The 13,447-nt window shown below is 73.1% G+C and carries 13 protein-coding genes; 9 read left to right on the top strand and 4 right to left on the bottom strand.

Annotation, left to right across the window (positions count from 1 at the left end):
- The 6 genes from BEP24_RS14070 to BEP24_RS14045 all read left to right on the top strand — a co-directional run.
- Nucleotides 1-574: NTP transferase domain-containing protein (locus tag BEP24_RS14070; RefSeq protein WP_065964463.1), on the top strand; the 574-nt coding region annotated here is incomplete at its 5' end.
- A gap of 4 nt (nt 575-578) precedes the next feature.
- Complete coding sequence (locus BEP24_RS14065) at nt 579-890, top strand: DUF6457 domain-containing protein (protein ID WP_065964461.1); 312 nt, start codon at nt 579-581, stop codon at nt 888-890.
- A complete protein-coding gene (locus BEP24_RS14060; protein WP_065964460.1) occupies nt 887-2,089 on the top strand; it encodes a molybdopterin molybdotransferase MoeA in 1,203 nt (400 codons plus the stop codon). Before BEP24_RS14065 ends, BEP24_RS14060 begins: the two co-directional genes overlap by 4 nt.
- A 167-nt stretch (nt 2,090-2,256) precedes the next feature.
- A complete protein-coding gene (gene fdhD, locus BEP24_RS14055) occupies nt 2,257-3,144 on the top strand; it encodes a formate dehydrogenase accessory sulfurtransferase FdhD (protein ID WP_065964459.1) in 888 nt (295 codons plus the stop codon).
- A 38-nt stretch (nt 3,145-3,182) separates the two neighbouring features.
- On the top strand, nt 3,183-5,447 hold the full coding sequence (locus BEP24_RS14050) for an FdhF/YdeP family oxidoreductase (RefSeq protein WP_065964464.1): 2,265 nt from the start codon (nt 3,183-3,185) through the stop codon (nt 5,445-5,447).
- A 295-nt stretch (nt 5,448-5,742) separates the two neighbouring features.
- On the top strand, nt 5,743-6,432 hold the full coding sequence (locus BEP24_RS14045) for a hypothetical protein (RefSeq protein ID WP_141693471.1): 690 nt from the start codon (nt 5,743-5,745) through the stop codon (nt 6,430-6,432).
- A gap of 71 nt (nt 6,433-6,503) precedes the next feature.
- On the opposite strand, the gene BEP24_RS14040 is transcribed toward BEP24_RS14045, so the two are convergent.
- Nucleotides 6,504-6,959, bottom strand: coding sequence for a GNAT family N-acetyltransferase (locus BEP24_RS14040; RefSeq protein ID WP_065964457.1), 456 nt, complete (start codon nt 6,957-6,959; stop codon nt 6,504-6,506).
- Nucleotides 6,960-7,445: 486 nt separating this feature from the next.
- On the opposite strand from BEP24_RS14040, the gene BEP24_RS14035 reads away from it, so the two are divergent.
- Nucleotides 7,446-7,865: an HIT domain-containing protein gene (locus BEP24_RS14035; RefSeq protein ID WP_065964455.1), complete on the top strand. Its 420-nt coding sequence runs from the start codon at nt 7,446-7,448 to the stop codon at nt 7,863-7,865.
- A 277-nt stretch (nt 7,866-8,142) separates the two neighbouring features.
- Entirely contained in the window at nt 8,143-8,388 is a 246-nt protein-coding gene (locus tag BEP24_RS14030) for a hypothetical protein (protein WP_139197456.1), read from the top strand.
- A 265-nt stretch (nt 8,389-8,653) separates the two neighbouring features.
- Here BEP24_RS14030 and BEP24_RS14025 read toward each other — a convergent pair whose 3' ends face one another.
- The 3 genes from BEP24_RS14025 to BEP24_RS14015 form a co-directional block, all read right to left on the bottom strand.
- Nucleotides 8,654-9,313 carry a hypothetical protein gene (locus BEP24_RS14025; protein WP_065964452.1) on the bottom strand — a complete coding sequence of 220 codons (660 nt, stop codon included), beginning with the start codon at nt 9,311-9,313 and terminating at the stop codon, nt 8,654-8,656.
- 66 nt (nt 9,314-9,379) lie between these two features.
- A complete protein-coding gene (locus BEP24_RS14020; RefSeq protein WP_065964451.1) occupies nt 9,380-10,060 on the bottom strand; it encodes a response regulator in 681 nt (226 codons plus the stop codon).
- Nucleotides 10,057-11,691, bottom strand: coding sequence for an ATP-binding protein (locus BEP24_RS14015; RefSeq protein ID WP_253181704.1), 1,635 nt, complete (start codon nt 11,689-11,691; stop codon nt 10,057-10,059). Before BEP24_RS14015 ends, BEP24_RS14020 begins: the two co-directional genes overlap by 4 nt.
- Before the next feature lie 189 nt (nt 11,692-11,880).
- Here BEP24_RS14015 and BEP24_RS14010 point away from each other — a divergent pair, with 189 nt between their 5' ends.
- Entirely contained in the window at nt 11,881-13,302 is a 1,422-nt protein-coding gene (locus BEP24_RS14010; protein WP_065964448.1) for a cation:dicarboxylase symporter family transporter, read from the top strand.
- Nucleotides 13,303-13,447 lie beyond the last annotated feature (145 nt).

Raw genomic sequence — 13,447 nt, 5'->3', positions numbered from 1 at the left:
GATGGGCGGGGTCGACAAGACCGCGATCGTCGCCGACGGCCTGGCGCTGTCGGACCACGCCGTCGCCGCTGCCGCCCGTGCCCGCACCGTCGTGCTCGTCGGGCTCCGGGACGGCCGGACCGCGCCGGACGGGGTCGTCGTCACGCGCGAGGACCCGCCGTTCGGTGGACCCGTCGCCGGGATCGTCGCGGGGCTCACCGCGGTGGTCGAACCCGCGCCGTGGACGCTCGTGCTCGCGTGCGACCTCGTGCAGCCCGAGCGGGCGGTCGACGCACTGCTGCGCGCTGCGGAGGCCAGGGCCGACGCCGACGGGTCCGACACCGACGGCCTCGACGCCGACGGGTTCGTCGCCGTGGACGAGGACGGCCGCCGACAGCCCCTCCTCGCGCTCTACCGGTCGACGGCCCTGCGCGACGCCGTCGCCGCGCTCGGGGACCCGGACGGCGCGGCGGTCCGACGGCTCACCGCCGCCCTCCGACTCGTCGAGGTCCCGCTGTCCGCCGGACTCTGTGCGGACGTGGACGAACCGGCCGACGCCGCGCGGGTCGCCGACACCCCGCGGCTGCTTGACTGACCGCATGACCACCGACGACGTCCTCGCCGCATGGACCGCCGAGCTCGCCGAGGCGCTCGGCTTCCCCGAGGACTTCACGCTCGACCGCGACGTCGTGCTCGACCTCGCCCGCGACGCCGCGCACGGGGTCGCCCGACCGGCCGCACCGCTCACCACGTTCCTGGTCGGCTACGCCGCAGGGCTCCGCGGGGGCTCCCCCGCGGACGTCGAAGCCGCCGCCGCGACCGCCACGCGGCTGGCCTCGGCGCGCGACGCCGGCGCCGGCCCGAGCACCGACGACGGCACCGGGTCCGTCACCGGCCCCGGCACCCGGTGACGGCGGTCCTCCTCCCCTGGCAGGCAGCGCGCGACGAGGCGCACAGGCAGGGCGCCCGACTCACCGCCGACCGCGCACGGCTCGACCCGCGCTCGGCACCGCTCCGACTCGACCTGGCGGCGGCGATCGGGCGAACGCTCGTGGGGGACCTCGTCGCCCCGGGGGACGTCCCCGGACACGACGGCGCCGCCATGGACGGCTGGGCGGTCGCGGGCGACGGGCCGTGGGAGCTCGGCGGACCGATCGTCGCCGGGGCGGCCGTCCCGACGGAACCGATCCGGGCCGGACACGCACGACCGATCACCACGGGAGCGCCGGTCCCGCCCGGGACGACGGCCGTGGTGCGCTCCGAGGACGCCGCGGTCGACGCCGCAGGACGGCTCGTCCGACACACCGCCTCGGACCGCCGGCACGTCCGGCCCGCGGGCGAGGAGGTCGCCCGGCACAGCACGCTGTTCCCCGCCGGCACGGTCCTGACCCCGCCACGAGCGGCCCTCGCGGCGGCGTCCGGCGTCGACGACGTGCTCGTCGCCCCCGCGCCGACCGCACGCGTCGCGGTGCTCGGTGACGAGATCGTCGGTGCGGGCGTCCCACGACCCGGACAGGTGCGCGACGTGTTCACCCACACGTTGCCGACCGTGCTCCGTGCGTACGGCGCCGACCCGGTCGCGGCCGAGCGGGTGTCCGACGACGCCGACGCCACCGCGCGGGTGCTCGACGCGGCCGAGGAGCGGATCGTCGTCACGACCGGCGGCACCGCGGGGTCGTCGACCGACCACGTCCGCGGCGCCCTCGCCCGGATCGGCGCCGAGCTGCTGATCGACCGGGTCGACGTGCGTCCCGGCCGACCGATGCTGCTCGCCCGGCGCGGCGCGACCGTCTTCCTGTGCCTGCCGGGCAACCCGATGGCGGCGATGGTCGGGCTGGTGCTGCTCGGCGGCCCCCTCGTCGCCGGGGTGCTCGGCCGACCGACCGAACCCGTCGCGCACGTCCGCCTGGCCGTGGACGTGCCGAACGACCGCCCCGGCTCGCTGGTCACCGCGTACCGGACGACCCCGGAGGGGGCGGTCCCGACCACCCACCAGACGTCGGCGATGCTGCGCGGGCTGGCCGACGCCGACGGGCTGCTGGTCGTCGGACCCGGCGGCGGCGTGGCGGGCGATGCCGTGCCTCCCGTCCGGCTGCCCTGGACCCGCTGACGCGAACCGCACGGCGGAGCGGACCGCCGGGGGAGCCGGCCGCCGGGGGACGACGCGGACGCGAGGCCGACGCGGCGGCACGACGGCCACGACAGCCGGCCGGTCTCCGCCCGCGGAAACCGCACCCGCACTGGCAGCGTCACCGGCTCGGGTGGTAGACCCGGACCATGAGCCGGATCACGGCGCGCAAGCGCGTCACCCGCATCACCGTCGCGACGTCCCGGTCGGTGCGTGACGACCTGCTCGCGGTCGAGGAGCCGCTCGAGATCCGGGTCGGTGGGAACTCGCTCGCGATCACGATGCGGACCCCGGGCAACGACGTCGACCTCGCGGCCGGGTTCCTGGTGTCCGAGGGGGTCATCGCCCGCGGTGACGACTTCGCCGCGGCACGGTACTGCGCGGGTGCGACCGACGAGGGGCTGAACACCTACAACGTGCTCGACGTGACGCTCGCGCCGGGCGTCCCCGCACCCGATCCCAGCCTGGAGCGGGCGTTCTACACGACGAGCTCCTGCGGCCTGTGCGGCAAGGCGAGCATCGACGCGGTCCGCACCACCTCGCAGCACGCGGTCCTGCACGACCCGCTCGTGCTCGACCCGGCGCTCCTCGCGACCTTCCCCGACCGGCTCCGCGAGGCCCAGGACGTGTTCGAGAAGACCGGCGGTCTGCACGCCGCCGCACTGTTCGACGGGCGGACCGGCGAGATGCTCGTCCTGCGCGAGGACGTCGGCCGCCACAACGCCGTCGACAAGGTCGTCGGGTGGGCCGTCAAGGAGGGTCGACTGCCCCTCGGCGGCACCGTCCTCATGGTGTCGGGTCGCGCGAGCTTCGAGTTGACACAGAAGGCGTCGATGGCCGGGATCCCGGTCCTCGCGGCGGTGTCGGCACCGTCGTCGCTCGCGGTCGACCTGGCGAAGGAGGTCGGCATCACGATCGTCGGCTTCCTGCGCGGCCAGAGCATGGTCGTCTACAGCCGAGCCGAGCGGATCGTCGAGCCGGCCGACACCGCCCCCGAACCGGTACAGCAGCCCCGACAGACAGTGAGCGCCCCGTGACCGAACAGCCCCCGAAGGACGACGTGACCGACGCCGACATGACGGTCGGCGAGCCGAAGAACTGGGCGGCCGGCGTCCCCGGCGTCCTGCACTCGATGGGGCCCGCGATCGAGCAGCTCGGCCTCGCCCGCACCGCCAAGCTCATGCTGTCCCTGAACCAGAAGGGCGGCTTCGACTGCATGAGCTGCGCCTGGCCGGACCCGGACAAGCGCAAGACCGCCGAGTTCTGCGAGAACGGCGGCAAGGCGGTCGTGTGGGAGGCCACCCCGGTCCTCGTGCCGCGCTCGTTCTGGGCGGAGCACTCCGTCGACGACCTCGCCGACAAGACCGAGTACTGGCTCGGCATGCAGGGTCGTCTGACCGAACCCGTGTGGAAGCCCGCGGGGAAGGACCACTACGAGCCGATCAGCTGGGAGCGGGCGTTCCGGATCGTCGCCGACAAGCTCAACGGCCTCGACTCCCCCGACCAGGCGTCGTTCTACACGTCCGGACGCACCTCGAACGAGGCCGCCTTCGTCTACCAGCTGTTCGTCCGGGCCTTCGGCACGAACAACCTGCCCGACTGCTCGAACATGTGCCACGAGTCGACGAGCCTGGCGATGGCCGAGACCGTCGGCATCGGGAAGTCGACCATCGCGTACGACGACTTCGAGCACACCGAGCTCATCATCGTGATGGGCCAGAACCCCGGCACGAACCACCCCCGGATGCTCACCGCGCTCGAGGACGCCAAGCGGAACGGGGCCGAGATCGTCGCGGTGAACCCGCTGCCCGAGGCCGGCCTGCGCCGCTACAAGAACCCGCAGCGTGTGCGCGGCGTGGTCGGCCACGGCACCGAGATCGCCGACCAGTTCCTGCAGATCCGGCTCGGCGGCGACATGGCGCTGCTGCAGGCGATCGCCAAGCGCGTGGTCCTCGCGGAGCAGCGCACGCCCGGGTCCGTCGTGGACCACGCGTTCATCGAGAAGCACACGAGCGGCTACGAGGCGTTCGTGGAGCACATCCTGCAGGTCGACGACGACGAGGTCGTCCGGGCGACGGGCCTCGCGATCGAGGAGATCGACGAGCTCGCCGAACGGTACCTGCGCTCCGAGCGGACGATCATCACGTGGGCGATGGGCATCACGCAGCACGTCAAGGCCGTCGACACGATCAAGGAGATCATCAACCTCCTGCTCCTCCGCGGGAACATCGGCCGCCCGGGCGCCGGCGCCTCGCCGATCCGCGGGCACAGCAACGTCCAGGGCGACCGGACGATGGGCATCTGGGAGCAGATGCCGGACACGTTCCTCGACACGCTGGCGGAGGAGTTCCACTTCGAGCCGCCCCGCGAGCACGGCGTCGACGCACTCAAGGGCATCCACGGGATGCAGCGCGGCGACATCAAGTTCTGGATGGGCATGGGCGGCAACCTCGTCGCCGCGATCTCGGACAGCCAGCTCGCCGAGCAGGGGTTCCGCGGCACCGAGATGACCGTGCAGGTGTCCACCAAGCTCAACCGCTCGCACGCCGTCGTCGGCCGGGAAGCCCTGATCCTGCCGACCATGGGCCGCACCGAGATCGACGTCCAGGCCGCCGGCCCGCAGTTCGTCTCGGTCGAGGACACCGTCTGCTCCGTGCACGGCAGCCACGGCCAGGTCCCGCCCGTCGCCCCCGGCCTGCTGTCCGAGGTCGCGATCGTCTGCGAACTGGCGAAGGCCACGCTCGGCGACCGCCTCCCGATCGACTGGTCGGCCATGCGCGACGACTACGACGTGATCCGCGAGCACATCAGCCACGTCGTCCCCGGCTTCGAGGACTACTCCCGTCGCGCCGGCAGCAAGGAGGGCTTCGTCCTGCCGAACGGCCCCCGCGACTCCCGGACCTTCGCGACGGCGACCGGCAAGGCGATGATCACGGTCAACGAGCTCGAGCACGTCGAGCGCCCCGAGGGCACCCTGCTGCTCCAGACCCTGCGGTCGCACGACCAGTACAACACGACGATCTACAGCCTGAACGACCGGTACCGCGGCATCAAGAAGGGCCGGCACGTGGTGTTCGTGAACCCGGACGACCTGACCGAGCTCGGGCTGCAGGACGGCGACACGGTCGACGTCGCGACCGTGTGGCACGACGACGTCGAACGCGTCCTGCGCGGGTACCGGATCGTCGCGTACCCGAGTGCGCGCGGCTGCGCCGCGGCGTACTTCCCGGAGGCGAACGTGCTCGTCCCGCTGGACAGTGCGGCGAAGGGCAGCAACACCCCGGTGTCGAAGGCCGTCCCGGTCCGGCTGACGCGGGTCGCGGTGCCGGCGACGGTCTGAGGAAGGACCGGACGGGAGGCGCGGTGCGGGCCCGCACCGCGCCTCCCGTCCGCCACCGGTCACCTGTCGGACCGGTGTTCACTCGGTCAGGCCGTGTCGCGGCACGCGTGTGCCTGCCTGCCTGCGTGCGTGAGTGCGTGCGTGCGACCGCCCCTGTCGGCGCGCGCCCGGGCGCGCTAGCGTGACGGGATGGGGCAGCACAGGGGCAGCGGCGACGGGGAGCGGTCGAGGGACCACCGGGACGGACCGCGGACGGCCACGGTCGTCACACGCGGCGTGGCGGCCTGAGGTGCACGTGTCGGGTCGCGTCGGATCGGACGCGCCGGACCCCTCGCTCGCCGTGCACGCACGGGTGGCGGCACTCGGCATCCGCGTCGCCGGTCTCGTCGCGCAGCGCCACCTCGAGGACCTCGGCGTGACCGGCCTGCAGGAGAGCCAGCACGGCAGCGGGTCGGACGCGGTGACCGTCGACGCCGCTGTCACCCGCAACTACGGCTTCTGGCGGAACCCCGACGACCGAGACGACCCGGTGAACCTGGCCGACCTGTCGGCGGCCGAGCGTGCCGCACTCGACGGCCCGGTCCCGGACGACCTGCCCGCGTGGCTGCTGGCTGCTCGCGACCGGATGCGCTTCCCGACGATGTGGGACGCGGTCACGACGCACTGGAGCGCCGCCGGCGACCAGGACGCCCGGGAGCTCCTCCGCGCCCACGTCGACCACGTGCTGCACGACCACCACCGCGCCGCGCACGGGCTCGACGGCCCGTCGCCCCGAGGTCCGTGGGTCGAGCTCGTGACCGTGGACGCCGTCCGACCGCACCCCGTGGTCGTCGACGGCGAGGAGCGCGACGGACTGCTGCTCGACACCGACCCGTTCGTGGTGGGGTCCGCGTTCGCGTTCGACGACGGCCGGGTCGTCACCGCGGTGGTCGACCGGGACCTCCTGCCCTGGGTGGACGTCGCCTTCGTCAGCGACGTCGGCTGACCACGGCGATCGACCGCGTCGGCCGGTGCCGTCAGCGCGGTGCCGGCGCCGTCAGAGCGGTGCCGGCGCCGTCAGTGCGGTGCCGGCGCCAGGTCGTAGGTGACCCACGGCGTCGCCGACGCGACCGTGTCGTACACGCGGCGGGCCCGGTCGTTGTCGGTGGCGGTGATCCACCGGACGACGGTCGCGCCCTCGTCGGCCGCGAGGGACGCAGCCGCGTGCAGGAGCGCCGTCGCCGCACCGGTGCCCCGCGCGTCCGGAGCGGTGAACAGGTCGTCGAGGTACAGCCCGGTGCTCGCGGTCGACGGTCGGACGAACCGGCGGAGGTTCGCGAGCGCCACGGGTCGGTCGTCGGCGTCGACCGCGACGAGCCCGGTCAAGCCGTGCGCACCGGAGGACACCCACGACCAGGTGGTCGCCACGGCCGCGGGGTCGTCGGGGAGTCGGTAGAAGGCGCGGTACCCGGCGTAGAGCGTCGACCACGCCCGTTCGTCGGCGGGGCGGACGGGTCGGACGTGCACGGTCATGCGGTCACCCTACGGTCGGCGGGGCGGACGTGGGCGGCGTGACGGGCGCGAGCCGCGCCTCCCGGCCGTCCGCGGCGACCAGCACGGTGCCGTGCCCCCGTGCGGACGGGTGGTGAGCACCCGCGGTGCGAGCCGACCCGAACGGCTGCACCACGGGTGCCGCAAGACGATCGTATGACGAACGACCCCGGTGCACCATGAGGGCTCGGACAGCTCGGCCACGCAGCACGCTCCCGTTCCGACCGACCGACCGACGCTGGACCGATCGGGCCTGCCGACGCCATACTCGGAGTCGACCGCGACCCGGGGAACGGACGCGGGCCCCGGGTCACGGACGCGATCCGGGTACGGGAGCGTCGAGCGCACCACACCGACGTGGTGACCGGCGCCGGACGGAGGGGGAACCATGACCGCACTCATCTGGGGCGGAGCCGTCGCAGCGGGCCTGGCCGTCGTCGCGGTGCTCGCACGGGCACGGCGTCGGGGATGACGGACGCCTGCACCTTCTGCGGCATCATCGCGGGCTCGTCGCCCGCCGTGTGGGTCGAGCGGGAACCCGAGGCGGTGGCGTTCGCGCCCCTGCCCGACTCCGCACTGGCCCCGGGGCACACGCTCGTCGTGCCGGTGGAGCACACGGTCGACCTCCGCGCCGCCGGGCCGACGTCGCTCGCGGCGACGATCGCGCTCGTGCAGCGCGTCACCCGTGCGATGCGTGCGGGACTCGGGGCGACGGGGACGGTCGTGCTGCAGGCCTCGGGCCCGGACGCCGGGCAGAGCGTCCCCCACCTGCACTTCCACGTCGTGCCGTGCTGGCCGGACGACGGCACGACCCACTGGCCCGAGGGGCGGTCGGCGCACCGGGTCGAGGGCGACCCGTACGCGGCCCTGGCGGAGATGTTCGACTGACGAGCAGGAGCCCTCGTGGTTCCGACGCCCGGGGACCGTCCGGTGTCGCGCGCCGGAACGACTGGTGTCGCGGTCYGACCGTGGTCGCGACAGCGACCCACCGTCGGTCCGCGTCCGCGCGTGGTCGCGACGCTCGTGGTCGCTTCACGCATGGTCGAGTCAGCGACCCGTCATCGTTCTGCGGTTGTGACGATCCCGGTGCAGCATCCTCGGGATCCGTGCACCGAGATCGTCAGAATCCGGAACGTGACGCGATCGCGGTCGGTACGGTGTCACGGTGCAGAGCACTCCTGATCCCGAAGCGCCCACGGCCGTGTGGTGGGTGTCCGAGGAGGACGCCATCTTCCCCGGTGACGACGACCTCGACCGGGTCCTCGGCGCCTTCTCCACGGCAGCGGCAGCGAACGCCTACGCCGCGGAGCGGCGACGGGAGACGGGCGGCAGTCGCACGGTCCACGTCGACCGGTACGAGGTCGGGATCGTCAGCGGCTGGAACTCCGACTTCTTCCAGGTCGACGCATGACCGTCTGGCTCCTCGTGCACCGGTCCACGGTGGCGGAGGACGAGGTGATCGGCGCCAAGCTCCTCGGGTTCTTCGCCTCCGCGGACGAGGCCGACCGTGCCGCTGCCGAGCTCGTCGATCGGTGGGCGAGCTACCGCGCGATGCCCGAAGGTTTCGAGCGGTTCGAGCTGCCGCTCGACGAGGAGATCCCCGAGGAGCTGTCCGACCGGATGATCTGGGGCGAGGCCTGCGATCGTCGTTCTGAGCCCGGTGGAGGCTCCGTCCCTCAGGGCTCCCGCACCGGGTCACTCCACTTCGGGAAGGGCGCGGACACCCCGGGCGCCGACTCCTCGGGGAAGTCCGCCGGGTCTCGGACTGCGATCGCCTCGACGAGCGCATCGGTGTCGTTGGTCCAGAACGTCTCGCTGTAGACGCCGACCGAGTACTGGCCGTTCTTCCGCACCGTCCACGTCACCCACCAGCCGTCCCCGGTGTCCGCCCGCAGCTCGGTGCTCTGCCCGATCTCGGCGCTCCGCGAACGCCACCCCTCCTCGTCGAACCAGCGCCGCATCGGTTCGAGGTCCGCAGCCGCGCCGGTCGCCCCCTCCGGGTGGAGGATCCGGACCGTCCGGAACGAGTAACTGTTCTCCGCCGTCGCCCCGTCGGGCACGTCGCCGAACGCATCGTCGCCGGGAAGCGGGAGAACGTCCCCGCCGTTCCAGGTCCACACCCCGTCGGAGATCCGCGCCTGTGCGTCGGCGAGCAGCGCCTGACCTCGCTCGTACCGCTCCCCCGCCCGGTCGAACTCCTCGTGCAGGCTCATCCGCTCCACCTGCTGCCGGGTCGTCCCCGCGGCGTCTCGCGAGCCACGGTCGTCCGAGCACCCGGTCACGGCGATCACGAGTGCGGCGAGCGCCGCGATCACGACCCGTTGCCGTCCGGACATCCCTCGAACACGCATCTGCCTACCTCCCCCTCGCAGCGGCTTCCTGGCGACGGCCCGCCACACGGCTCACCGTAGCCAGCGGTACTCGTACTCCGGTCTCCCCTGGCCGCTGTGCCGGACGTCCTTCTCGACCTGCCCGACGGCGACGAAGTGCTCCAGGTACCGGCGGGCGGTCACGCGCGACGTCCCCGTCGCCTGCGCCACCTCGGTCGCCGAAGCCCCGCCGTCCGCACGCATCAGGACGCCCTCGATCGACTCGAGCGTCTCGCGCGCGATGCCCTTCTCCGGCTCGGTCGGCACCGCCGGGCGGAGCGTGCCGAGCCGCTGGTCGATGTCCGCCTGCGAGAGCGACCGACGGTCGTCGAACCCGCGGCGGTACTCGCGGTACGTGGTCAGGCGGTCGGCGAAGGTGCGGAAGCTGAACGGCTTGACGAGGTACTGCACGATGCCGAGCGCGATCGCGTTCCGCACGCCCCGGACGTCGTTCGCAGCGGTGACGGCGATGACGTCGACGGCGGACCCGGCGGTGCGCAGGGCGCGGACGAGCTGCAGGCCGTGGGCGTCGGGCAGGTTGAAGTCGAGCAGGACGAGGTCGGGCTTCTCGGCGGCGACCGCGGCGAGCATCTCCCGTCCGGTCGCCGCGGAGGCGACCACCGTGAAGCCCTCCACCCGCGCGACGTACGCGGCGTGGGCCTCCGCGGTGAGGGGTTCGTCCTCGACGATCAGGACCCGGATCGTGTCGGTCACGCGACCACCTGCCGGGCGTCGAGGTCGACCACGAAGGTGCTCCCCGTGGGGCCGGTGTCGACGGTCATCGTCCCGCCGACGGCGGCGAGGGTGGACCGGACGAGGTCGAGTCCGATCCCCCGCCCCTCCGGCCCGGACGGCTTCGTCGACCACCCCCGTTCGTAGGCGGCACCGACGTCGGCGATCCCGGGGCCGTTGTCCTCGACCGTGATCCGCGTGTGCCCGTCGTCGAGCGTCGCGACGGTGACCAACACCCGAGGTCCTTCCGGTCCCCCGGCGTGTTCGGCCACGGCGTCCACGGCGTTGTCGACGAGGTTCCCGAGCACCGTGATCACGTCGCTCGCGGGCGCGGACACCGCCCCTCGCAGGCCGCTGGTGTCGGCCACGAGCACGACGCATCGCTCGTGCGCCTGCGCGCGCTTCCCGCTCAGCACGGCGGCGAGCACCTGGGCGGTCGCGGTGAGCGGTTCCCCGCCGTCGGCGCGGACACCGACCTCGGGCGCCCCGGCGTCCGCGTGTCGGTCGAGCTCGTCCGACGCGAACCGGATCGCCTCGTCGACCCGACCGAGTTCCATGAGGGCGACGACCGCGTGCATCCGGTTGGCGAACTCGTGCGTCTGCGACCGCAGCGCGTCCGTGAGGGTCCGCGTCGCCGCGAGTTCCCCGGACAGGTGCAGCACCTCGGTCCGGTCCCGGATCGTGGCCACCGTGCCGAGCGGCTTCGCCGACCCCCGCGGGAACGCCAGCTCCTGGTTCACCACGAGCACACGGTCGGCCGTCTCGTGGGTCTCGTCCACCGCGCGGTCCCCGGACGCGAGCAGCGCCCGCAGACCCTCCGGCAGGTCGACCTCGGCGAGCGGGATCGGCTCCTGCCGTTCGGCGGGCGGGGGCAGGTGCAGCAGTTCCGCGGCCCGGTCGTTGTGCAGCACGACGGCTCCGGACCGGTCGATGACGACGAGTCCCTCGTGGACGGAGTGGAGCACGCCCTCGTACGAGGCGAACACCCGCGCGAGCTCCTCGGGACCGCGGCCACCGGTGACCCGGCCGAGGTACCGGCTGAGCAGCCACGAGAACAGCGCCGAGACCGCGACGATCGCCAGGGCGAGCACGACGACGGACACGAGCCGGGGCACCAGCGCGGTGGAGATGTTCGCGACGGTGACGCCCGCGGCGACGAGCCCGACGACCGTGCCGTCCTGGTCGGTGATCGGGGTGACCGCGCGCACCGAGGGGCCGAGCGTCCCGGCGAAGGTCTCGGTGAAGGTCTCGCCCCGCAGCGCCGGCGTGATCGTGCCACGGAAGGGCCGGCCGATCTCGGCGCGGTCCGGGTGCGTCCAGCGGGTGCGGTCCGGCGCCATGATCGTGATGAAGTCCGTGTGCGTGCGGCGCATCAGGTCGAGCGCGTACGGCTCGAGCCGCGCGGAGGGATCGCTCGTCGACGCCTGCTCGACGACGAAGGGGTTCCGCGCGATCGAGACCGCGACGGCGGTGCTCCGGTCGGCGGCACGCTCCTCGAGGTCCGCGCGCGCCGACGACCAGCTCCAGGCGCCACCCACCGCGACGCCGACCACGACGAACAACAGCTGCAGCGCGAACAGCCGCCTGGCGATGCTCCAGCGTCTCGGTGCCACGGTCAGACCCTCCTCGCCTCGTCGCGGGACCCCCATTCTGCGACACGACCCGACCGCGTGGGGCCATCCGTGAACGCAATGAACACAAGTCCCCTCCCGTGTGCGGTCCGCGGCAGGGTGGGCCCGTCCCCACCGGGGAACGAGCCGACCGAGGTGACGACGCCCCGGTCCTGACGACAAGGAAGTCTCATGGCATCGACGCACTCGTCCACCGCACGCCCCGCACGGCGTCGCGGGCTGGACCGCTCGCACTGGCTCTACATCGCGGTCATCGCAGCCGTGGCCGCCGGCATCGTGGTCGGGCTCACGGCACCGACCTTCGCGGTCGGTCTCAAGCCGATCGGGGACGGCTTCATCGCCCTCATCAAGATGATGATCGCCCCCGTCATCTTCTGCACGATCGTCCTCGGTGTCGGCTCGATCGCCAAGGCGGCGACGGTCGGCAAGGTCGGTGGGCTCGCGCTCGGGTACTTCATCGCCATGTCGACCTTCGCCCTCGCGATCGGTCTGGTCGTCGGCAACCTCATCCACCCGGGCGACCACCTCGACATGTCGACCGCGAAGTACGACCCGCCGGCCGGTTCCACCGAGGACGCATCGTCGACGTCCGGCTTCCTGCTCGGGATCATCCCCGCCACGCTCGTGTCGTCGCTGACGAGCGGCAGCATCCTGCAGACGCTCTTCGTGGCGCTGCTCGTCGGCTTCGCGCTCCAGGCGATGGGCGAGAAGGGCGCACCGATCCTCACCGGCATCCGGCACCTGCAGGCCCTCGTGTTCCGCATCCTCGCGATGGTGATGTGGGCCGCCCCGGTCGGAGCCTTCGGCGCGATCGCGGCCGTGGTCGGCGCCACCGGCGTCGCGGCACTCGTGGCCCTCGGCACCCTCATGGTCGCGTTCTACATCACGTGCATCGTCTTCGTCGTCGGGGTCCTCGGCCTGCTGCTCCGCCTCGTGACCGGCGTGAACATCTTCCGGCTCATGAAGTACCTCGGCCGCGAGTACCTGCTCATCGTCTCGACCTCCTCGAGCGAGGTCAGCCTGCCCCGGCTCATCGCGAAGATGGAGCACCTCGGCGTCTCGAAGCCCGTCGTCGGCGTCACCGTCCCGACCGGCTACTCGTTCAACCTCGACGGCACCGCCATCTACCTGACGATGTCGTCGCTGTTCATCGCGAACGCGCTCGGCACCCCGCTGAACATCCCGGAGCAGATCTCGCTCCTGGTCTTCATGATCATCGCCTCGAAGGGCGCCGCGGGCGTCACCGGTGCCGGCCTCGCGACCCTCGCCGGCGGGCTGCAGGCGCACCGCCCCGACCTGGTGAACGGCGTCGGGCTCATCGTCGGCATCGACCGGTTCATGTCCGAGGCCCGCGCCCTGACGAACTTCACCGGCAACGCGGTCGCGACCGTCCTGGTCGGCACGTGGACCCGGCAGATCGACAAGGAGCAGGTCGAGCGGGTCCTGTCCGGAGCGGCGCCGTTCGACGAGCGGACGATGTCCGCCGACGACCACGGTGGTCCCGCCCCCGTCGAGCGCGAGCGCATCTCGACCGAGGCCGTCCGCACGATCGTCGAGCCCGAGCGCTCCGCAGCGTCCGCCGACCGCCGCTGACGGCGACGGCCGGCCCCCACTGACGGGGTCGGCCGACCGCCGCCTCCGCGCCCACCACCACTCCGCCCGTCCCGCCCGGCGCTGACGCGCCGGGCGGGACGGGCGGAGTGGTGGTGGGCGCGGAGGCGGCGGTCGGCCGACCCCG

Source organism: Curtobacterium sp. UCD-KPL2560, assembly GCF_001705035.1.
Taxonomy (GTDB): domain Bacteria; phylum Actinomycetota; class Actinomycetes; order Actinomycetales; family Microbacteriaceae; genus Curtobacterium.
This window is presented reverse-complemented; position numbering and strand designations above follow the sequence as displayed.

Coding starts and splice junctions, on each gene's coding strand:
- BEP24_RS14065 (WP_065964461.1), top strand. CDS start 579: ATGACCACCGACGACGTCCTCGCCGCATGGACCGCCGAGCTCGCCGAG.
- fdhD (WP_065964459.1), top strand. CDS start 2,257: ATGAGCCGGATCACGGCGCGCAAGCGCGTCACCCGCATCACCGTCGCG.
- BEP24_RS14050 (WP_065964464.1), top strand. CDS start 3,183: ATGACGGTCGGCGAGCCGAAGAACTGGGCGGCCGGCGTCCCCGGCGTC.
- BEP24_RS14040 (WP_065964457.1), bottom strand. CDS start 6,959: ATGACCGTGCACGTCCGACCCGTCCGCCCCGCCGACGAACGGGCGTGG.
- BEP24_RS14035 (WP_065964455.1), top strand. CDS start 7,446: ATGACGGACGCCTGCACCTTCTGCGGCATCATCGCGGGCTCGTCGCCC.
- BEP24_RS14025 (WP_065964452.1), bottom strand. CDS start 9,313: ATGTCCGGACGGCAACGGGTCGTGATCGCGGCGCTCGCCGCACTCGTG.
- BEP24_RS14010 (WP_065964448.1), top strand. CDS start 11,881: ATGGCATCGACGCACTCGTCCACCGCACGCCCCGCACGGCGTCGCGGG.